A 20,159-nucleotide genomic window follows, 5' to 3' on the forward strand; every position below is an offset into this window, starting at 1 on the left:
TGGTGAGGGATCGGACTCACAGGAAACACCAATTCTTATGGCAGGTTCGCCGACAGCAATGAGAGCTGAGACCCCCGATGGCCCTAGGCTTCGCGGACGGTAGCGAGCAAACCTTGCCTAATAGTTGACCGAGGATAATTGCGCTTATCGAAATGTTTCGATAACCGGAAAGCGTGGCAGTTCTGCGACACGCAAGCCGGCGCCCAGGCCAGCGCGCTGATCTACTCGTTGATCGAGACCGTCAAGGCCAACGGGCTCGAGCCCTACACCTGGCTGCGCAAAGTGCTCAGGCAACTGCCGAAGGCACGTTCCGTGGAAGACTTCGAGGCGCTGCTGCCGTGGAATATGCATGGTACCGATTTGGCCACTGAATCCCTCGCCTGAAAAGGAGGGGGTTCATGGATCACTTACCGTAGACGAGTGCGCGACCTCCGCATCATCCGTTTGGGTGATTCGTCCTCAAGCAGGTTCGGATAGCCTTCAAATTGCCTGACCGATCAGTCAATCAATTAATCAGTCCCAATAACTGCAGATCAGGCACGGTTGAATCAACAAGGAATCGGTCATCGCGATGTTTCGCACGCGCGCAGAGCACTGGCTTGCGGGCTCCGGCACGTCTGACCTTCTATGAACGGCGCCGCCCGGGCACCGCTTCACACACTCGGAGATGAATATATGTCGTTAGATTTTCTGCGCAGGGACAACGAGTTGAAAGACCACTCGCTGATCGGAGACGAATATTTCGGAGAGGAGCAACCGTCGGTGATCTACGAGCGCCGGCCGGTCACCGATCCGGACGGGAAGGCGATCGACGGCCTGTACTCGGCCTGGATTACGCTGAACAACCCGGCGCAATACAACTCCTACACGACTGAAATGGTGAAGGGCGTGATCGCAGCCTTCCAGCGCGCCTCATCTGACCGCGACGTGGTCGCAGCCGTATTTACGGCGGTGGGCGACAAGTCCTGGTGCAGCGGGGGCAACACGGCCGAATACGCGTCCTATTATTCGCGTCGCCCGACCGAGTATGGCGATTACATCGACCTGTTCGTGGGGATGGTGGATTCGATCCTCAACTGCAAGAAACCGGTGATCTGCAGGGTGAACGGCATGCGAGTTGCCGGCGGGCAGGAAATCGGCATGGCGACCGACCTCACAGTTTCGTCGGACATGGCAGTGTATGGCCAGGCGGGGCCGAAACACGGCAGTGCTCCGGTGGGCGGGTCAACGGATTTCCTCCCGTGGTTCCTGTCGATGGAGGATGCGATCTACAACTGCGTCTCGTGCGAGCTGTGGAGTGCGTACAAGATGAAGTTCAAGGGCATGATCTCAAAGGTGGTCCCGGTGCTCAAGAAGGCTGGCGAATGGGTTCCGAACCCGAAGGTGCGCACCGACACCTGGGCCGAAAATGGTCAGGTGGTGTACGGGGAAATGGTCCAGGGTGCGGCACTGAACGAGGCCGAGGCCGTGATCGCCGAGTGCACGGTCGATTTCGAGCTGCTGGACAAGGAGGTCAATGCGCTGATCTGGCGCTTCACCAACCTCTTCCCCAACTGCCTGATGAATTCGATCGACGCCATCCGCGGCAAGAAGAGGTTCTTCTGGGACCAGCAGAAGGCAGCGCAGCGCCACTGGCTCGCGGCGAACATGAACAACGAGGCGTGGCTCGGGTTCAACGCGTTCGAGTCACGCAAGCTCACGGGCAAGGACACGATCGACTTCGTGAAGTATCGCCAGCTCATTGCGAAGGGCGTGCAGATCGACGAACACTTCGCCGAACAGGTTCTTGCAGCGCCGCGTTGAGCCATGACTGACACGGTGCATTCGCACCGGAGCGCCGGTAACGCTCCACCTCCGTTACCGGCGCCGCTTTAGCAAAAAAAAAAGCGAAGGTGTCACGCAGAAGGGCGGAGAGGAAAGCAGCTTAAAGTCCCAAAGCGTATTTGCGACACCCCCGGGAAACCGGTACTGCGCCATCCCGAGGCTCACATCCCCTGGTAGATCGGCCCTTCACCGCCCTGCGGCACGACCCAGTTGATGTTCTGCGTCGGATCCTTGATGTCGCAGGTCTTGCAGTGCACGCAGTTCTGCGCGTTGATCTGCAGGCGCGGGTGGGTGCCGTCCGGGTCGCGCACGATCTCGTAGACGCCGGCCGGGCAGTAGCGCTGTTCGGGGGCGTCGTACTTCGCGAGGTTGATCGCGATCGGGATCGACGGATCCTTCAGCTGCAGGTGGCAGGGCTGGTCTTCCTCGTGGTTCGTGTTCGACAGGAACACGGACGACAGCTTGTCGAACGTCAGCACGCCGTCGGGCTTCGGATAGGCGATCTTGTAGCACTCGGACGCGGGCTTGAGCGCAGTGTGGTCGGCCGTGTTGTGCAGCGTCCACGGCGCCTTGCCGCGGAACACCTGCTGGTCGATGCCGAACAGCAAGGACCCCATCCACAGGCCTTTTTTCATGTAGGGCTTGAAGTTGCGCGTCTGGTGCAGTTCCTCGTACAGCCAGCTCGCGCGGAACGCATCGGGGAACGCGGCCAGTTCGTCGCGGCTGCGCCCTGCGGCCAGCGCGCCGAAGGCCGCCTCGGCGGCGAGCGAGCCGGACTTGATCGCGGCATGGCTGCCCTTGATGCGCGCGGCGTTGAGGAAACCGGCGTCATCGCCGACGAGCGCGCCGCCCGGGAACACCAGCTTCGGCTGGCTCTGCAGGCCGCCCGCTGCGAGCGCGCGCGCGCCATAGGCGAGCCGCTTGCCGCCTTCGAGGAACTTGCGGATCTCGGGGTGCGTCTTGTAGCGCTGGAACTCCTCGAACGGCGCCAGATGCGGGTTCGTGTAGTTGAGCCCCACGACATAGCCGACGGCAACGAGGTTGTCTTCGAGGTGATACGCGAAGCCGCCGCCGTACGTGGCGCTGTCCATCGGCCAGCCGGCAGTGTGGACGACCAGGCCGGGCACGTGCCGCTCGGCCGGCACTTCCCACAGCTCTTTCAGGCCGATGCCGTAGGTCTGCGGGTCGACGCCGTCGCGCAGGCGGTACTTTTCCTCGAGCTGCTTGCCCAGATGGCCGCGACAGCCTTCGGCGAACAGCGTGTATTTGGCGTGCAGCTCCATGCCGGGCTGGTAGGCCGGGCCGGGCTGACCGTCGCGCGTGACGCCCATGTCGCCGGTCGCCACGCCCTTGACCGCGCCGCGCTCGTCGTAAAGGATCTGGGCGCCGGCAAAGCCCGGATAGACTTCGACGCCCATCGCCTCGGCCTGTTCGCCGAGCCACTTGACGACGTTGCCCAGGCGCACGATGTAATTGCCCTGGTTCAGGAAACAGGCCGGCAGCAGGCTGTTCGGCACCTTGCGCCCGCCGGTCTCGCTCAGGAAGATCACGCGGTCTTCGGACACCTGGGTATTGACCGGCGCGCCCTGCGCTTTCCAGTCGGGAATCAGTTCGGTCAGCGCGCGCGGGTCCATGACTGCGCCCGACAGGATGTGGGCGCCGATCTCGGAAGCCTTCTCGATCAGGCATACCGCCAGCTCCGTGCCTTTCTCGCTGGCGAGCTGCTTGAGCCGGATCGCCGCCGCCAGCCCTGCCGGGCCGCCGCCTACGATCAGGACATCGAATTCCATTGATTCGCGATTGTTACTCATGAAAATTCCCCACTCGCAGAACCACCCGCAGCAACGCTCACACCTGCCCCCGCGGAGCAGCAGCCTCCCACCACTCGGGCACAATGCCCTGCTCACGCGCGAAGGGCTGGGCCGCGATAGTGCGACGCTGGAAGCGCTCCGCCTCCGGTGCGGTCGCGAGCCACAGCAGCACCGCGGCCGGAACTTCCGGCGGTGCGGAACCGTTGCGCAGCGCGATCACCCCCTTGTCGCCGATCGTCGCCTTAAGCGCCTCGGTGGTAACGACGCCGGGATTGACCGTATAGGCGCGGATGCCGCGCTCGCCCAGTTCCACCGACAGGATGCCGGACAGTCGTGATACTGCGGCCTTGCCCACGCCATATCCATAACCCCAACCGCCGCGCCCGGCAGCGACCGGAGGGTCGCTCTCGCCGGCACCGGAGCTCACGTTGATAACCACGCCGCCGCCCTGTTCGATCATCCGCGGCAGCAGCGCGCGCGTCAGCAGGAAGGGGGCCATCACATAGCCTTGGTACACGCGCTGCAGCGTCGCGGGTTCCAGGTCCATGAACGGAAGATTCAGGTCACTGCCTTGGTAGACGGCGTTGTTCACCAGCACGTCGATGCGACCGAACTCCTTCAGGACCGCCTCTCCAGCGGCCAGTACCGACGCATCGTCGAGCAGGTCCATGCGGATCACAAGCACTTTGCGGCCGAACGTCCGCAATGCCTTAGCCGTCGACGCGAGGCTGCCGGGCAACGGGCTGCCGTCGGCAGTGCGCAGGGCGTGGGCGTGCGACTCGCCCTCTTCAAGGGTGCGCGCACTGATCGCGACATCGAAGCCGGCGCGCGCAAACGCGATCGCGGTCTCGCGGCCGATCCCCCGGCTCGCGCCGGTGATGAATGCGACTTTGGTCATTGCAGTTTTCTCGTTGCCATGTCGATGGTCCGATAGTCCTTCGAAAGGGAGCGCGCTACATCATCAATCTGGACGAGGTCAGCAGGCCGGCAAGTCGTCGCCGCGGCGTCAACCTCTTCAAGCCTGACTGCCAACCTTGCCGAAGCGCTGCTCGACGGTCTCATCGTTCTCGTCGGACACCCACCGTCAGAAGCGGTCCGGGCGCACCATCGCGTCCATACCGCCATCAACGAACATGACACTGCCGTGGATGAAGGCGGCCTGGTCCGACTGCAGGAAGGCGACCATGGCCGCGATTTCATCCGGCTGACCGGCGCGGCCCAGCGGCGCAACAAACTTCTTCACAGCCTCGCCGAAGCGCGGATCTTCCTTGGAAGCCTGATGCAGCGGCGTTTCCACGGCACCGGGGGCGACGACGTTGAGCCGCATTCCGCGCGCCCCCCACACGACCGCTTTCTGACGCGCGTAGCGGGTCACCGCATACTTGGAACTGGCATAGGCGACGTGCGGCGCGCCAAGCACATCGGCCTGCGCCCGTGCGTCGGCCTCGTTGCCAGCGAGCATCGCCGCGACCATCGGCTGGCTGTCCGCACCCGGCTGGGTGGAAGCGACCGAACCGATGATCAGGGCCGCCGGCCGCTTGCCTTTCGCGAGCGCTTCGCTGAGGCCATCGACGAGCGCGGTGACGCCGAAGTAATTGACGGCGAGGATGAGCCCGGCCGAGGGTGCGGTCACACCGACGCCGGCGCAGCACACGAGGCCGTCAAGCACGCCGCTGCAGCGCTCGATGACCGCATCGACGGCCGACTGGCGACCGGCCGGGGTGGACAGATCGGCCACGATATCCACATTCGTGTCCGCAGCGCCGCGATCGATTCCGATGACGCGATGGCCGGCAGCGTTGAGAACCTTGCAGACAGCCGCGCCGATACCCGAGGCCGAACCGGTGACAACAGTAACTGGCATGGAAAAACTCCTGGTTGAATGAATTTCGGCTGGCGTCGTTCGGACGGACGAACGAACGCGGCCGGTACGGATTAAGCCCTGCGGCACTTCCTCGGCCTGTACCCGATCGCACGCCCAGCGGTAATCGCGTTGCCAGCGGGCGAGCGCTGGTCCGATCATCGGTCACTCGGCACTTGGCGTCGTCGTCCAAGAAGACTATGAACGCAGCCCGAAAATATCCTCAGTGAATCCACTCGCCGGGTTGCTCATGACGGTCCGGGCCAAGGGTTTAGATACCTAGTTGGGCCAAGATCGCCGCTGCAATCGGCGCGATATCGCCATCCTGCTCGCTTTGGCGCTGTCATGCCCGGTATAGTCCATTCGGACGACGGAGCGCAGTAGCACCGACGATAGTATCGAATCGCAACATGCCGGCCCCACTACAGCCAGCGACATTTCCACGAAAATCCTCGGGACAGCCCCAGATGAAGACCATTCAAGCATTGATCGCGGCTGTGTCGCTGCTCGTCGCGCTGTCCTCCCCGGCTGCGGCCACCCCCGGGGACGCCACGGCAACCGCAACCCACGATGCGGCCCGCACCGCAGCCTTGCTCGACCGTGCCGAAGCCCACTACCGCGCCCAGGGCGAGAAAGCGCTTGCAGCCTTCAGCCAGGCCGGCGAATTCAAGGATGGCGAACTCTACGTCTACGTGCTCGGCCGCGACGGCGTCATGCTATCGAGTGGCGGTTCGTCGGCCGCGCTGATCGGGCGCAACTTGCGCGACATGACTGATGCCGACGGCAAGCCCTTCTTCCGCGAAATCCTCGAAGGAGCGAAATCGAAAGGCAACGGGGTCGTCGAATACCGCTGGTTCAATCCTATGGACGGGCGTACCGAACGCAAGATCGCCAGCTACCGCGCGGTCGGCGACGCGATCCTGATCGCCGGCTACTACGTCCCGCGCGCCTCGTTCGAACTTGCCAAATCCCTGCTGTGGCGCGCGGTGCACGAATACAAGCAGCACGGCGACCGCGCTTTCGAACATTTCAACGATGTAAACGGCAGCTTCGTGCAAGATGAACTCTACGTTTTCGTCATCGGCCTCGACGACCAAGTCGTGTATGCGCACGGCGGCGCCCCGCGCCAGATCGGCCGCAATGTCGGCGAGCAGCGCGACGCCTCCGGCAAGTTCTTCGTCCGTGAAATGATCGGCATCGCCAAGAAGAAGGGCGAAGGGGAATTGCAGTACACGTGGCGCAATCCGGCAACGCAGAAAATCGAACCGAAGCGTACCTACGTCGTGCGCGTCGGTGACAAACTCATTGGCTCCGGGGCCTTTACCCTGCCCTGAGTTGGGTGGCGACACGCAGGTCGCACTCACCCATTGCGACTGAGCGCCGCAACGCTGTTCAGCATGATGCGCACGAGCTCGGTCTGGCGGCGCACGCCGGTTTTCGAGAAGATCGAACGCAGGTGCGCGCGAGCGGTGTTGCGGCGGATGTTCAGCGCTTCGGCGGCCTCTTCAAGGGACAGTCCGTTGGTCAGTTCGAGCGCGAGCGCCGTTTCGGCCGGGGTCAGGTTGAACAGCTGCTTCGCGACCGCGCTGCTTGCGAGCGACTTGCCGGCGGCGTCGCGGATATAGACGACTGCGGCCGGCTGACCCTTGCCTTCGGCCCATTCGCTCGATGGCACGACCTCGACGACCACGCCGAGGCTCACCAGCCCGGAGGGGCGGGCCACCGACATCGCCTCTGCAACTGTGATGTTTTCAGTGCCGTAGCGCGCGAACGCGTTACGCACAATGCGCTGTAATTCGCGGTTGTCGCTCGGGTAGGAAGCTTCCAGACGTCCGCCGACCACTTTGAGCCCGTCGCCGCTGGCGAGAATTTCCTTCGCGATCAGGTTCTGGTCCAGCACCTTGCCGCTCTCGTCGAGCACGATGGTCGCAATCGACAGGCGCCCGATCGCCTGCGAATACAGCGCACCGAGCGATTCACTGCGGTCGAGCAGATTGTGCATGTGCAGCGCACGACGCAGATGCGGCAGCAGGGCTTCACAGCGCGCGCGGTCCTCGGCCGAGAACTTCGGCGCGGATTCCGGCCGGGTAATGCGGAACCTCAGCTTGCCCGCGCCGGGCGTCGAGATATCCACCCCCATCACATGAAACACGCCGCGCGGCGCGCACCAGTGCTGGTAATACGGCGAACGCCGCCACTCGGATTCGTTCATGACGTCGTCGACGGTGAACACGCGATCGGCCGGCTGATTGAGGAAGGGCGTGGCGCTGTGCGGGTAGGTCAGGTAATTAACCCTGCCACCCCCTTCAACGTCACCGACCGCGATCATCAGCCCCATGTCGGTCTGGTCGGGCGAGCGCAGAATCAAGGTGACGTAATTCGCTGCGAACAGCTCCTGGAATAATTCGAGCGCGGCCGCCCAGAGCTTGGCGTCGAGAGCGGCGTCATACAGCGCGCCGACGATGCGGTCGTATGTCTCCAGTCCCAGGTTGGCATGCGCCAGGGCAAGCGCCGCGGCCTTTTTCGTTGACTCCACGAGCTCTCCTCACCGAAGTTATTGGTTTAGGGGTTCAGGGAGTTTTCTCCTCTTCCCGTCTTTCTCGCACGCCCGCTCGGGACATCGCCAGCCCGGTGGTCGCGGTCCGCGACCGCCGGATCGTTGCAAGCTCACTGCACGGCAAGCCCCGCGACCAGTTCGGGCACCATCTCGAACAAGTCGCCAACCAGGCCATAGTCGGAAACCTGGAAGATCGGCGCGTCCGGGTCTTTGTTGATCGCGACGATAACCTTCGAATCCTTCATGCCGGCCAAGTGCTGGATTGCGCCCGAAATGCCGACCGCAACGTAGAGGTCCGGTGCGACAATCTTGCCCGTCTGGCCGACCTGATAGTCGTTCGGCACGAAGCCCGCATCCACCGCGGCACGCGATGCGCCAAGCGCCGCGCCCAGCCTGTCGGCCAGCGGCTCCATCACTTCGCGATATTTTTCGCCGCTGCTGAGGCCGCGTCCACCAGAGACCACGATCCGCGCCGCGGTAAGTTCCGGTCGCTCGGACTTGCTGAGCTCGCGCCCGACCAGCCGCGAAACACCCAAATCCTCTCGTGGAGACAGTTCGCGCAGCGTCGCGTTCCCGCCCGCTGCCGCCGCCTCGAAAGCCGTGGTGCGTACCGTCAGCACCTGCATCGGTTCGTCCGACTCCACCGACACCATCACGTTTCCCGCGTAGATCGGCCGCACATATCTACCGGGCGCGGCAATCGACACCACGTCCGACACCGGCGCGACGTCGAGCAGCGCGGCGAGCCGCGGCGCGAGATTCTTGCCGAAGCTGGACCCGCCCGCAAGTACCGCATTGAAACCTTCATCCCGGACGAGGCCGGCGGCGAGTGCCGCGAGATTTTCCACCAGCTGGTCACGGTAATGCGCGGCGTTCGCGCTGAGCACTTGTGCCACGCCCTGCACCGCTCCCGCTTCGGAAACCGCGGCCGCGCAATCGCAGCCGGCGACCAACACCTGCACCTCGCCGCCGAATTGCTGCGCCGCGCTGATCGCATTGAGCGTCGCCGCGGCGAGTTTGTGATTGTCGTGCTCGGCAATAACCAGAACCTTCATTTTTCGCAAACTCCTCAAATGACCTTGGCGTCGTGCCTGAGTTTCTCGATCAGCTCGGCCACGTCGGCGACCTTGACCCCTGCCTTGCGCGCGGGCGGCTCGGCATGCTGCAGATGGCGCAGCCGGGGGGCGATATCGACGCCCAGATCGGCCGCCGGAATGACGTCGAGCGGTTTCTTTTTCGCCTTCATGATGTTCGGCAGCGTCGCGTAGCGCGGCTCGTTCAGGCGCAGGTCGGAGGTCACGACCGCCGGCAGCGGCAGCTCCAGCGTTTCCAGCCCGCCGTCGACTTCGCGCGTGACGCGGATCGTGCCCTTGTCGACCAACAGTTTCGATGCGAAAGTCGCTTGCCCCCAGCCCATCAGCGCGGCAAGTATCTGGCCGGTCTGGTTCGCGTCGTCATCGATCGCCTGCTTGCCGCAGATCACCAGTTGCGGCTGCTCGCGCTCGGCCACCGCCTTGAGCAGCTTGCCCACTGCCAGCGGCTGGAGTTCGGCTGAGGTCTCGACCAGAATCGCGCGGTCAGCCCCCATCGCCAGTGCGGTGCGCAGGGTTTCCTGGCACACCGCGGCGCCGCAGCTCACCGCGATGACTTCGCTGGCGATGCCGGCTTCCTTCAGGCGCACTGCCTCTTCCACTGAAATTTCATCGAAGGGGTTGATCGCCATCTTGACGCCGGAAAGCTCCACCCCGCTGTGGTCCGACTTGACCCGGACCTTGACGTTGTAATCGACCACCCGTTTCACCGGGACCAGAATTTTCACTTGCGCCTCCCACTTAGAGCATGATTTCGATGCACCGGCGGCCGCCAGCGAGGCGCCGGCCCTGCCTGCATCATCGGACAAGCGACGCCGCCGGGCATCCTCCATCAAGACTAAGCGGAATGGATGGGGCGCGGCCTCACTCCGCGAAACGGATCCGCAGCCGCTCGCTGGTCGGCACCGCCTGACAGCTGAGCGTCCACGCGCGCGCCAAATCCTTCTGGTCGAGCACCTCGTTGTGTCGCAGATGCACCGTCCCCTCCTGGACCTGGCACATGCAGGACGCGCACATGCCGGCCTGGCAGGAGTGGGGGGCATCGATCCCGGCACGCAGCATCGCGTCGAGCAGGGTTTCGCTACCGCCGCAGACGAGCTTGTGCAGTTCGCCGTTGAGCGAGACTTCGAGTTCGGCCTCGGCAACGCCGTCTTCTGGCGCGTTCGCCGCTGCCGCCGCGGTAACGGCGGCGACGTCTTCCTCATCGGGCAGCGATACGAAACGCTCGACATGCACGTGCTCGCCGTCGACGCCAAGCATTTCAAGCGCTGCGACCGCCGCATCCATGAACGCCGACGGCCCGCAGATAAAAACTTGCGCCGCCGTCCATGGCCGCGCCAGCTCGGCGAGCTGCGCGACCGCAGGCACCCCCTGCACCGAATCCAGCCAGTGGACGAGTTGCAGGCGCGACGGATGCGCCGCGGCGAGTTCCTTCAAACGTTCGCGGAAGATCACCGAACGTTCGTCGCGGTTCGCATAGATCAGCGCGACCCGTCCCTGGCCGTGCGCCAGCACCGCACGCAGGATAGCGAACACTGGCGTGACCCCGCTGCCGCCCGCGAACAGGAGGAAATCCCCTTGCAGCGTGCGAGGCGTGAACACGCCGGCCGGTGCCATCACCTCCAGCACGTCGCCGGCCTTGAGTCGGTCGCACAGCCAGTTCGACGCACGGCCGTTCGCGACCCGCTTGACCGTCACGCGCGGTAGCGCATCGAGCGTCGGCGTGCTCGACATCGAGTAGCAGCGCGGCAGATGGCGACCGAGCACCGGCACGCGCAGGGTCAGGAACTGGCCCGGGCGGTACGCGAACATATCGGTCAGTTCGGCTGGAATTTCCAGCTCGAACGACTTCGTGTCGTGCGTCTCGACGACAACCGACCGGACCCGCAGCGCGTGATAGCGGACCGGCGCGATGCTCATAGCCCGATTCCGAGTATGGCGTTGTCGACGCGGATCTCGGCGCCGCTGACGAAGCGCGAGTCATCCGAGGCGAGAAACAGTACGACGTTGGCGATCTGGTCCGGCATACATGCCCGCCCGGCCCGGTTTTTCTCGGCATCGAACAGCAGGTATTTCGGATCGACGCCCGGGGCACTGGCCTGCATCATCGGCGTGTAGATGCCGTCGGGGTGCACCGAGTTGACGCGCACCGCGTAACCGCGCTTGCGGCAGTGCAGCGCCGCGGCGCGAGTGAGCGCACCGACCGCGGCCTTCGACGCGCTGTACGCGGCGTAGCCGTCGACCGGCAACCACGAGGACACCGACGCCATGTTGATGATCGAACCGCCGTGCGCCTTCAGCGCCAGAACGCCGTACTTGCAGCCGAGGAAGCAGGAATCGCCATTCACCCGCTGGATGCGCTGCCAGTGTTCCAGCGTCGCCTCCTCCAGCGAGGCCGATTCCAGTATCCCGGCATTATTGACCAGCACGTCGAGGCGACCGAAACGCTCGCCGACTGCCGCCATCACCGTCTGCCAGTCCGCCTCGCTGCTGACGTCGTGGCGCACGAACATCGCCTGATCGCCGACCTCCCGCGCCAGCGCGTTGCCCGCTTCCTCATTGCGGTCCCCCAGCACCAGGCGGGCACCTTCGCGCGCCATCAGCAGCACATCCTCGCGCCCGACGCCGCTCGCGCCGCCGGTCACGAGAACTACCTTTCCTTCCAGACGTCCCATGACGTCCTCCTGTCTGTTTCGGTCGCCGTTTACCCGGCAACTGGATAGATAAACCGTCATTCCGGCCGGAAACCAGCAGCCTCAAACCCCTCACCGCCACCACTCACACGAACGGGTCCGCATTCGGCAAGCCCAACATCACCGCCCCGTGCGAGCGCGCGTAGGCATCACTGTTGTTGGCGATGTGGCCGCGCGACTGGTGGATGTCGCGAAACACGCGCTCGATCGGATTCGTCTTGTAAAGCCCTGACCCGGCACACGCCCGCATCAGGTCGTCCGCCATGCGGGCGCACAACTTAGGCACCTGCGACGCCTGCGCGCGCTGCATCAGGCGCTCCTCGACCGGCATCCGCTCGCCGCTGCGCGCGCACTCGACGATGCGCGCGTAATTGCGGAACAGCACCAGCTTTAGCTGGTCGGTCACCATCATTGCCTCGGACACGGCCATCTGCGCATTCGGGTCGTCTGCGGTCTTCGCGCCGTGCTTGCCGACGTGGGCGGCGGCACGTGCGCGGAAACTGGCGATTGCGCCATCGAGCGCACCGATGCACGCCGACGACACCGCGCGCTGGAACACCTGGGTGAAGGGGATGCGATACACCCAGCCTGGATTCACCGCACGCCCCGGGCAGCCGGCGTCGCTATGGTCGTTGGTGCGCTGCGTCCGGTGTTCCGGCACGAAGACGTTGTCGACGACGATGTCGTGGCTGCCGGTCGCACGCAGGCCGAGCACGTCCCAGTTGTGCTCCACGCGGTAATCCGATTTGGGTAGCAGGAAAGTCGTGTGTTCGAGCGCGCCCGAGCCATCGTTCTTCGGTAGCAGCCCGCCAAGGAAGATCCACTCGCAATGCTCGACGCCGCTCGAAAAACCCCAGCGCCCGGAGAAGCGGTAGCCGCCGTTGACCTTTTCGGCTTTGCCGACCGGCATGTAGGTCGAGGCGATACGCGTCGACGAATCGGTACCCCAGACGTCCTGCTGCGCCTGTTCGGTAAACAGCGGCAACTGCCAGTTGTGTACGCCGATCACGCCGTAAATCCAGGCCGTCGACATGCAGCCTTCGGCGAGCGCCATCTGCACCCGGTAGAACACACGCGGATCGAGTTCGTAACCGCCCCAGCGGCGCGGCTGCAGTACGCGAAACAGCCCTGCTGCCTCGATCTCGCGCACCGACTCCACCGGCACCAGCCCGGCACGCTCGGCATCGGCCGCGCGCGCCGCCAGCCGCGGCGCGAGTTCGCGCGCACGCTGCAGCAGCGCGACCGCCTCCGCGGTCATGTAGTCTTCGGCGAGAACGCCTGCCACCTGATCATTTGTCAGAACACCCATTCCGCGCACCTCCTCGATATCGTGCCCGCCGGCAAGAAAATGTCTCATTGGGCCATATCACCCGTTGGCGCAAGGTTTTCACACGCCCCATGGCAACTCATCGTCTGAACGGACTAACGAAAATCGAGGCCTGATGCGGCAGCAGACAAAGCGGAAGGGCCGGCGTCCCAATTTCTCGTCAAATCCTCATTAACCCTTTTGGACGATGCCGCCGGACGACACACGACAATAATGAGCGCCACGCTGCCATCGACTACATTGGCAGAACGATCCATAAGGAGACAGTCCATGCGAACAGTTGTGGGCATGGCGATGGCATTGATCGTCGCACTCGCCGGCATCTTTGCATTCTCGCCACGCAGCGTACCGCCCTTGGCAGCGACCCGGATTCCGGTGGACCGGATGCAACTCAACAGCATCCTCCGCACCACTGCGGGCCTTGTCACCGCCGGCGAACTGGGCACCATCCTGGTTTCCGCCGACAACGGCGACACCTGGAAACCCGCCAGCCTGTCCGCCCAGAGGCAGGCGCTGATCACCCGCCTGGTCTTTGCCGACGACAAAACCGGGATCGCCATCGGCCATGAAGGTTGGATCCTCAGAACTGCCGACGGCGGCCTGAACTGGGTGGAAGTCGCGTTCGACGAGAAGAACGGCGAGCCCCTCATGTCCGCCGCCCGACTGCCTTCGGGCGACTGGATCGCGGTCGGCGCTTTCGGTCGCACGCTGCGCTCGGGCGACGACGGAAACACCTGGCAGGAATTCACGCTCGCAGGTCAGGAAGACTGGCACCTGAACGACATCGCCGCCTCGGCCGACCGGCAACAATGGCTGATCGTCGGCGAATCGGGATCGGTGCTGCGCTCCGTCGACGGCGGCAAGGACTGGACGCCGGTTCCCGCCTTCTACAACGGTTCCCTGTACGGCGCGGTGCATCTTGGCGATGCGAACTGGGTCGCCTATGGCATGCGCGGCAATGTTTTCCGCAGCGGCGACGGCGGCCTGACCTGGACCGCGTCGACCGTGCCGGCGCCCATCTCGCTGTACGGCCATACCCTGACCGCGGACGGCCGCCTGCTGCTGCTCGGTCAAGGCGGCATCGTGCTTGCCAGTAGCGACGCTGGCCAGAGCTTCAGCATCGTGCGCAAGAGTGGCCGCGCGAGCCTCACCGATATTTATATCCGGGCGGACGGCAGTTGGCTACTTGCCAGCGATGGTGGGCTGCAAGTGCACAACCCCGCCGCCGAGGCGCCGGCAAAGGCCACGAAATCCAGCGCCCCGCCCCAGACTTCCGGAGTTTCCTGATGACGACCGCGACTTCCCTTTCCCGCACCGACGCCCTGGTAGCCTTTCTCGCCAGGGTGCTGATCGCGTGGCGCAAGCCGCTCGGCCTGCTGTTCCTGTTGGTGACCGTAGGCCTCGGCATCTCTGCCCTGAATACCCGCCTCGATCCAGGATTCAACAAACTGATTCCGCTGAAACACGAATACATGGGGGCATTCCTCGAACACTCCGGCACCTTCTCTGGCGCCAACCGTGTCATGGTCAGTGTGCACTGGAAAGGTGACGGCGACATCTACAACGCCGAATTCCTGCAGGTGCTGCGCAAGGTCACCGACGAAGTCTTCTTCATTCCCGGCGTCAATCGTGGTGGCGTGCGCTCGCTGTTCACACCGAACGTCCGCTATATCGAAGTCACCGAGATCGGTTTCACCGGCGACGTCGTCATCCCATCGCGCTTCGAAGCCGACGCCACCGGCCTCGCGCAGGTACGCGCAAACGTTGCCAAATCCGGCGAAATCGGCCGGCTCGTCTCCAACGACCTGAAGTCCGCACTGGTCCAGGCCGACCTGCTCGAAATCAACCCGCAGACCGGCGAGAAGCTCGATTACGCCGACGTCGCGCGCAAGCTGGAACAGATCCGCAGCGAGTTCGCGAACGACCACATCGAGATCCAGATCGTCGGCTTCGCGAAAGTGATGGGCGACGTCATGGACGGCCTGTTCACCGTCGTCACCTTCTTCGCGATCGCGTTCGTGATCACCGCGCTGCTGCTGTGGTTCTACTCCCGCTCGCTGAAGCTCACCGCGCTCGCAATCGCGGTCGCGCTGTTGCCGGTGATCTGGCTGCTCGGCTTGCTGCCGCTGATCGGCTACGGCATCGACCCGATGTCGGTACTCGTGCCCTTTTTGATCTTTTCGATCGGCGTGTCGCACGCGGTGCAGATGACCAACGCGTGGAAGCAGGACGTGCTGGCTGGATTGACCGCGATGGAAGCCGCCGAAAGCGCCTTCCGCAAGCTCGCCGTACCGGGCACGATGGCGCTGCTTGCGAACGCGCTCGGCTTTCTCGTCATCATGGTCATCGACATCCCCATCGTGCACGAACTGGGGGTCACCGCCTGCCTCGGCGTCGCGCTGATGATCATGACGAACAAGATGTTCATGCCAATCATCCTGTCGCATCTGCGCCTCGAACGCATCGCCCTGCACGCGCCGATCGAGACCCACGAGAAGCACGGCCTGTGGTGGGCGGTGTCGAGCCTGTCGAGGCCGCGTCCTGCGCTCGTGAGTTTCGCGGTGATGCTCGTGCTGCTCGGCAGCGGCACGTGGTTCTCGCGCCAGCTCCAGACCGGCGACGTCGGCACCGGCGTGCCGGAACTGCGCGCCGAATCGCGCTACAACCGCGACAACGCGCAGATCATTTCCAGCTACTCGATCGGCATGGACGTGCTGTCGGTTTTCGTCGAAACGGCAAACCTCGAAGAAGCCTGCCTGAACTGGGAGGTGATGAACGCGATCGAGCGCTTCGACCTCCGGATGCGCGGCGTCGACGGCGTGCAGTCGGTGACCACCGTTGCCGGCCGCGCCAAGCTCTACGCCGCCGGCAACAACGAGGCAAACCCGCGCTGGGCCGCGCTGCAACGCTCCGAAGCCGCGCTGCGCACCGGCGGACGTGCCGCCAACCCGGAACTGGGACTGAACACACACGGCTGCAAGACGATCCAGTTGGTGGTATTCCTCAATGATCACCAGGGGGCGACGCTGAAGCATGTCGTCGACGAAGTCCGCAAATTCATCGACGCTGACCAGACACCGAACGTGCGCTTCCGCCTCGCCGGCGGCAACGCCGGCGTCGCTGCCGCGACCAATGAAGCGGTCGAACGCGCGGAAGTACAGATGCTCGCGTCGATCTTCGGCGCGATCACGCTGCTGTGCTGGCTGACCTTTCGCTCATGGCGCGCGGTGCTCTGCGTGATCGTGCCGCTGCTGCTGGTCTGCATCCTGTGCAACGCGCTGATGGCCCTGCTCGGCATCGGCCTGAAGGTCGCGACGCTGCCGGTGATCGCACTCGGCGTTGGCGTCGGCGTCGACTACGGCATCTATATCTTCGAACGCCTGCAGCACGAAATGGAGCATAACGGCGCCTCGCTGCGCGAAGCCTTCTACGAGGCGATGCGGCAGCGCGGTACCGCCGCGGTATTCACCGCAGTGACGATGTCGATCGGCGTTGGCACCTGGGCCTTCTCGGCACTCAAGTTCCAGGCCGACATGGGCGTGCTGCTGGCGTTCATGTTCCTGGTGAACGTGCTCGGCGCAATCTTCCTGCTGCCGGCGCTCGCCTGCTGGCTGGGCGTCGAAGCGCAACGCAAGAGACACCAGGCGACCGCCGTACCTCCCGCCGAAGAAGGGGCCACACGAAAAGCTGCCTCCTCCGCTGCAAAACCGACGGTACTCACCCAGGCACGCCCGGTGGCGATCCGGTAAGCAGCAGCCCAAGCGACACATCGAACGCCACGGGATCGTGGCGCAACGGGCGGCAGCGCGAGCGATCGTGCAGCCGCCCGTTTCCATTTGAACCACGATCAGGGCCTCGCTACCACCACATCCCGCCGTCTCATTGGCAGACGACGCAAGCGGCTTCTTCCTTGATATGCTCTGCAATGCGTTGCCATTCATCCCGCGAGTCGATACGTAACACTACCGCCTAGAGCGGATTGCCGCTCACTGTAAGGCATAGCCGCAGTGTGCGAACCAGCCGCGGGCATCGGCGGCGGTCACCGTGTTGAGGACCCGTTTGAGGGCCTCATCCAGTGCTTCGCGCGTCCGCGCCTTGGCGGCCCGCAAGGCAGTCTTGAGTTTCGACCAGCACGCTTCGATGGGGGACCAATCCGGGGAATAGGGCGGCAGATAAAGCAAGTGGGCCTGGGCGCCCTCGATCGCTTCGCGAATGCCTTTGACCTTGTGCGCACTCAGGTTGTCCATGACGACGATATCACCGGGGGCGAGCGTCGGCAGCAGCACCTGGTCGACATAAGCTCGAAACACTGCAGCGTCGGTCGGGCCCTCGACAGTCATGACAGCGTCGATGCCTCGGCAGGACACAGCGCCCAGCAGGGTGACATTGCGACCGTGGTTCTTCGGCACCGCATCGGGCACCCGCTCCCCCCGCAGGGCACGGCCGTAATGACGAGTCATCGCAATGTTCACGCCCGATTCATCGATGAAGCGCAATCGTGACGGGGGATATTGGGCCATTTCCTCCCGGTAAGCCGCGCGCGCCTCAATTACCGAGTCGGCGTCACGTTCCGTCGCATGGAGCGTCTTTTTTTTCGTGACAGTTGCATCTGTTTGAGCACCCGACACAGTCGGGGCAAACCGATATGAATGTCCAATTCGGTCTTCAGGCGCTGCGCCAACTCGTCCAGCGTCAGATCGGACTGCGCGTGCAGCCACTGCGCCAGATGCTGTCGCGCGACTTCATCCACACGCGATCGCTTTCCGCCAGCGTGCGGCTTTGGCGCCACTGTTCCGGTGCTTCGCAGCCGCATGAAAAGCTTCTCGACAAACGAGATACTGACGCCAAAAAGCTCGGCTACTTGGCGCTGTGAACCCACCCCGCGCTCGTACGCATCGACAACTTTCTGGCGCAAATCAACTGAGTAAGGTGCCATGGCCAGATGACCACGCTGGCAGTACCTTTGTTCCTTCTACGCAAAGCAAAACCGCTCTAGATCGCTTTGTTGCCCTCCAATTGCAGCCGAGTTGCCATGCCAAACCCCCGAACAACTTCTATGCGAAGCGGGGCGCCTTGCCGAAGCGAACCGTGATCGCGGAGTCTACCCGTTTGGCGCCGTGCTCGCCGGCGGCGGGGAAATCGTCGCCACCAGCGTAAATGACATCATCCACAGCCACGAGACCCAACGACACATGCGGAGAGGTAAGCCGTGCGCGCCGCCAGCCGGCGCGGCGGTAATTGAAAAGCCCGCCGGACTTGCGTCGGGCGGGCACGGGACGGGGCGGCATCGCGCCGCCGCGAACGGGTCAGAAAGAGTACTTCATCACCAGCGAGAGTTGGTCGCGGTCCGTCTGCAGACGCTGCTTCTTGAGATTGGCGACCTCGGCATCGCCCGCGTAGCCGAGATAGGTCATACCGATCTGGAAGTTGCGGTTATAGGTGAAGTTCGCACCGATGCTGTAACGGATGTCGCCCTCGCCGCCAACGCCGCCGAGGATCGTGCGCCCCCGTAGCTGCTGCGAATAGCTGATCGGCACCGCAAGATCCCAGCCCGTGAACACGCCCGGGTAGGTCAGCGACAGCGTGCTTGAGATCGCCAGTCCGCTCTTCCCGAAGCTCAGGTCCTTCGATGCCGGGAAGAACGCCGCGGCCGGGCCGAGCGCTTCGACGCCGGGGGCCTTGCGGGCCTTCACGTTGGAAATGTCCACATACGCGATCTCGCCCAGCAGCTGGGTCTGGTCGGCGATCGGAGTGCGCCCGAGATTGGCGAAGGCATTCAGGTTGACCTGCATCACGTCGGCACGGGTCGGGTTCGGGATCGTCGCCCCCGTTGCCGGATTGACCACGGTGTTGACCAGCGCCGGTGCTCCCTCCTTGTACGAAATCTCGCCCGCCACCGCGGCCACACCGAAGCTCGTGCTGAAAGTCGCTCCGATCAGCTTCACGTCGTCGAAATAGCGGACGCGGTACGAACCGTTGCCGATCTGTCTGCCGCCCCCCAGGGACACGCCGGGCGTGAAGGCGTTGATTTCGGGCAGCGGCGTGCGGTCATGGTAGTTGAGGTAGTAGATGCCGAGTTCGGTTTCGTCAGTCACCCGGTAGCGCGTACCCAGGCCCCACTGTCCGATATCGTCGGGCTTGATGTCCTTGCCGCGCTTGCCGAACGAACAGTCGGAAAAACCAATTGTCGGAATGGTCACATACGGTCCGAGACAAGAACCGCCCTCGCCCACGGCATCACTCGTGTTCAGAAACGAACCTGGCGCCGGCGCGAGTGTTTCATGCCAGTCGTACTGCGCGTGCGCCATCAGCGACCACTTCGGGGTCATTTCCACCATCATCGAGACCTGGCTCTCGGGCAGCAGTTGGTCCTTGGTCTCGGTGCCGGGGATACCGGTTTTCGTGCCGTCCGCTGGCCCTTGGGCGAGCGAAATGCCGGGGAAGAACAGGGCTTCCCCCCAAGACACGACGTGGTTGCCGGCGCGCACGGTCGCGCGACTGCTCTCGGCGAAATCGAACGACGTGTAGAGATAAGCATCGAGAATCCGGCTGTATCCGCCGTGGAACCTACGCGCCTTGCTGGTGAATTCGTTGACATCACCCGCCTTGTTCACCGGGCCCTCGTTGTCGTTCGAGTGGTGATAGACGTCGTCGTAGAAGGTACTGGCCGACAGCACAAAACCGGTATCGCCCTTCGACAGCGTCGCATCCAGCAGCAGTCCGAGACGGTTTGCGGTAAGCGCACCCTTGTCAAAATTGTTGTCGCCGTCGTTGCCCCCGGCATTGGCGGCCAACACCTTGTCCGGCGATTCCAGCCGGGTCGACAGCGTGTAGGTCGAATTGACACGCCAGTCAAGCTTCATGCCGCTGTCGAACAAGATCGGCTCGCCGGCTGATACCGGCATTGTGATGCAGAGGCCCATGCCGAGCACCGCGACGGCGATCGGGGTTAGTCGGTTATCCTTTCTCATAGTCTCTCTCCCCTTTCTTAGCAT

The 20,159-nt window shown here is 63.9% G+C and carries 16 protein-coding genes and 1 pseudogene; 5 read left to right on the top strand and 12 right to left on the bottom strand.

What is annotated here, in order from left to right; translation table 11 throughout:
- Positions 1-165 precede the first annotated feature (165 nt).
- Positions 166-384 (top strand): annotated as a pseudogene (locus GO606_RS14055) (transposase domain-containing protein); the annotation flags it as partial.
- A 291-nt stretch (positions 385-675) separates the two neighbouring features.
- Entirely contained in the window at positions 676-1,803 is a 1,128-nt protein-coding gene (gene oah / locus GO606_RS14060) for a 6-oxocyclohex-1-ene-1-carbonyl-CoA hydratase (protein ID WP_169119916.1), read from the top strand.
- A gap of 182 nt (positions 1,804-1,985) precedes the next feature.
- On the opposite strand, the gene GO606_RS14065 is transcribed toward oah, so the two are convergent.
- The 3 genes from GO606_RS14065 to GO606_RS14075 all read right to left on the bottom strand — a co-directional run bounded on the left by GO606_RS14065 (position 1,986) and on the right by GO606_RS14075 (position 5,658).
- The gene (locus tag GO606_RS14065) at positions 1,986-3,635 is read right to left on the bottom strand and encodes an electron transfer flavoprotein-ubiquinone oxidoreductase (protein WP_211166784.1); all 1,650 of its coding nucleotides are present in this window, start codon (positions 3,633-3,635) and stop codon (positions 1,986-1,988) included.
- A gap of 37 nt (positions 3,636-3,672) precedes the next feature.
- Positions 3,673-4,533, bottom strand: coding sequence for an SDR family NAD(P)-dependent oxidoreductase (locus tag GO606_RS14070; protein ID WP_169119908.1), 861 nt, complete (start codon positions 4,531-4,533; stop codon positions 3,673-3,675).
- 186 nt (positions 4,534-4,719) lie between these two features.
- Entirely contained in the window at positions 4,720-5,658 is a 939-nt protein-coding gene (locus GO606_RS14075) for an SDR family oxidoreductase (protein WP_246979582.1), read from the bottom strand.
- A 305-nt stretch (positions 5,659-5,963) separates the two neighbouring features.
- Here GO606_RS14075 and GO606_RS14080 point away from each other — a divergent pair, with 305 nt between their 5' ends.
- The gene (locus GO606_RS14080; RefSeq protein ID WP_169119909.1) at positions 5,964-6,830 is read left to right on the top strand and encodes a cache domain-containing protein; all 867 of its coding nucleotides are present in this window, start codon (positions 5,964-5,966) and stop codon (positions 6,828-6,830) included.
- 26 nt (positions 6,831-6,856) lie between these two features.
- Here GO606_RS14080 and GO606_RS14085 read toward each other — a convergent pair whose 3' ends face one another.
- The 6 genes from GO606_RS14085 to GO606_RS14110 all read right to left on the bottom strand — a co-directional run bounded on the left by GO606_RS14085 (position 6,857) and on the right by GO606_RS14110 (position 13,146).
- A complete protein-coding gene (locus GO606_RS14085) occupies positions 6,857-8,032 on the bottom strand; it encodes a helix-turn-helix transcriptional regulator (protein WP_246979584.1) in 1,176 nt (391 codons plus the stop codon).
- Positions 8,033-8,163: 131 nt separating this feature from the next.
- On the bottom strand, positions 8,164-9,108 hold the full coding sequence (locus GO606_RS14090) for an electron transfer flavoprotein subunit alpha/FixB family protein (RefSeq protein ID WP_169119910.1): 945 nt from the start codon (positions 9,106-9,108) through the stop codon (positions 8,164-8,166).
- Positions 9,109-9,122: 14 nt separating this feature from the next.
- Positions 9,123-9,872 carry an electron transfer flavoprotein subunit beta/FixA family protein gene (locus GO606_RS14095; protein ID WP_169119911.1) on the bottom strand — a complete coding sequence of 250 codons (750 nt, stop codon included), beginning with the start codon at positions 9,870-9,872 and terminating at the stop codon, positions 9,123-9,125.
- Positions 9,873-10,008: 136 nt separating this feature from the next.
- Positions 10,009-11,064: a ferredoxin--NADP reductase gene (locus tag GO606_RS14100; protein WP_211166786.1), complete on the bottom strand. Its 1,056-nt coding sequence runs from the start codon at positions 11,062-11,064 to the stop codon at positions 10,009-10,011.
- Positions 11,061-11,819 (bottom strand): SDR family oxidoreductase, encoded by a 759-nt coding sequence (locus GO606_RS14105; RefSeq protein WP_169119912.1) that lies wholly within the window; start codon positions 11,817-11,819, stop codon positions 11,061-11,063. Before GO606_RS14105 ends, GO606_RS14100 begins: the two co-directional genes overlap by 4 nt.
- Positions 11,820-11,922: 103 nt before the next feature.
- A complete protein-coding gene (locus tag GO606_RS14110) occupies positions 11,923-13,146 on the bottom strand; it encodes an acyl-CoA dehydrogenase family protein (RefSeq protein ID WP_169119913.1) in 1,224 nt (407 codons plus the stop codon).
- Positions 13,147-13,434: 288 nt separating this feature from the next.
- Here GO606_RS14110 and GO606_RS14115 point away from each other — a divergent pair, with 288 nt between their 5' ends.
- A complete protein-coding gene (locus GO606_RS14115; RefSeq protein ID WP_169119914.1) occupies positions 13,435-14,451 on the top strand; it encodes a WD40/YVTN/BNR-like repeat-containing protein in 1,017 nt (338 codons plus the stop codon).
- Complete coding sequence (locus GO606_RS14120; protein ID WP_169119915.1) at positions 14,451-16,913, top strand: efflux RND transporter permease subunit; 2,463 nt, start codon at positions 14,451-14,453, stop codon at positions 16,911-16,913. The genes GO606_RS14115 and GO606_RS14120 overlap by 1 nt, the downstream gene beginning before the upstream one ends.
- Positions 16,914-17,150: 237 nt before the next feature.
- Here GO606_RS14120 and GO606_RS14125 read toward each other — a convergent pair whose 3' ends face one another.
- The 3 genes from GO606_RS14125 to GO606_RS14135 all read right to left on the bottom strand — a co-directional run bounded on the left by GO606_RS14125 (position 17,151) and on the right by GO606_RS14135 (position 20,096).
- The gene (locus GO606_RS14125; protein WP_246979586.1) at positions 17,151-17,792 is read right to left on the bottom strand and encodes an IS630 family transposase; all 642 of its coding nucleotides are present in this window, start codon (positions 17,790-17,792) and stop codon (positions 17,151-17,153) included.
- Positions 17,714-18,100 (bottom strand): helix-turn-helix domain-containing protein, encoded by a 387-nt coding sequence (locus GO606_RS22160; protein WP_425532213.1) that lies wholly within the window; start codon positions 18,098-18,100, stop codon positions 17,714-17,716. The genes GO606_RS14125 and GO606_RS22160 overlap by 79 nt, the downstream gene beginning before the upstream one ends.
- Before the next feature lie 370 nt (positions 18,101-18,470).
- Positions 18,471-20,096: a DUF1302 domain-containing protein gene (locus GO606_RS14135; RefSeq protein WP_343316268.1), complete on the bottom strand. Its 1,626-nt coding sequence runs from the start codon at positions 20,094-20,096 to the stop codon at positions 18,471-18,473.
- Between the last annotated feature and the right edge of the window lie 63 nt (positions 20,097-20,159).

It is taken from the genome of Aromatoleum anaerobium (assembly GCF_012910705.2).
In the GTDB taxonomy this organism is placed as follows: domain Bacteria; phylum Pseudomonadota; class Gammaproteobacteria; order Burkholderiales; family Rhodocyclaceae; genus Aromatoleum; species Aromatoleum anaerobium.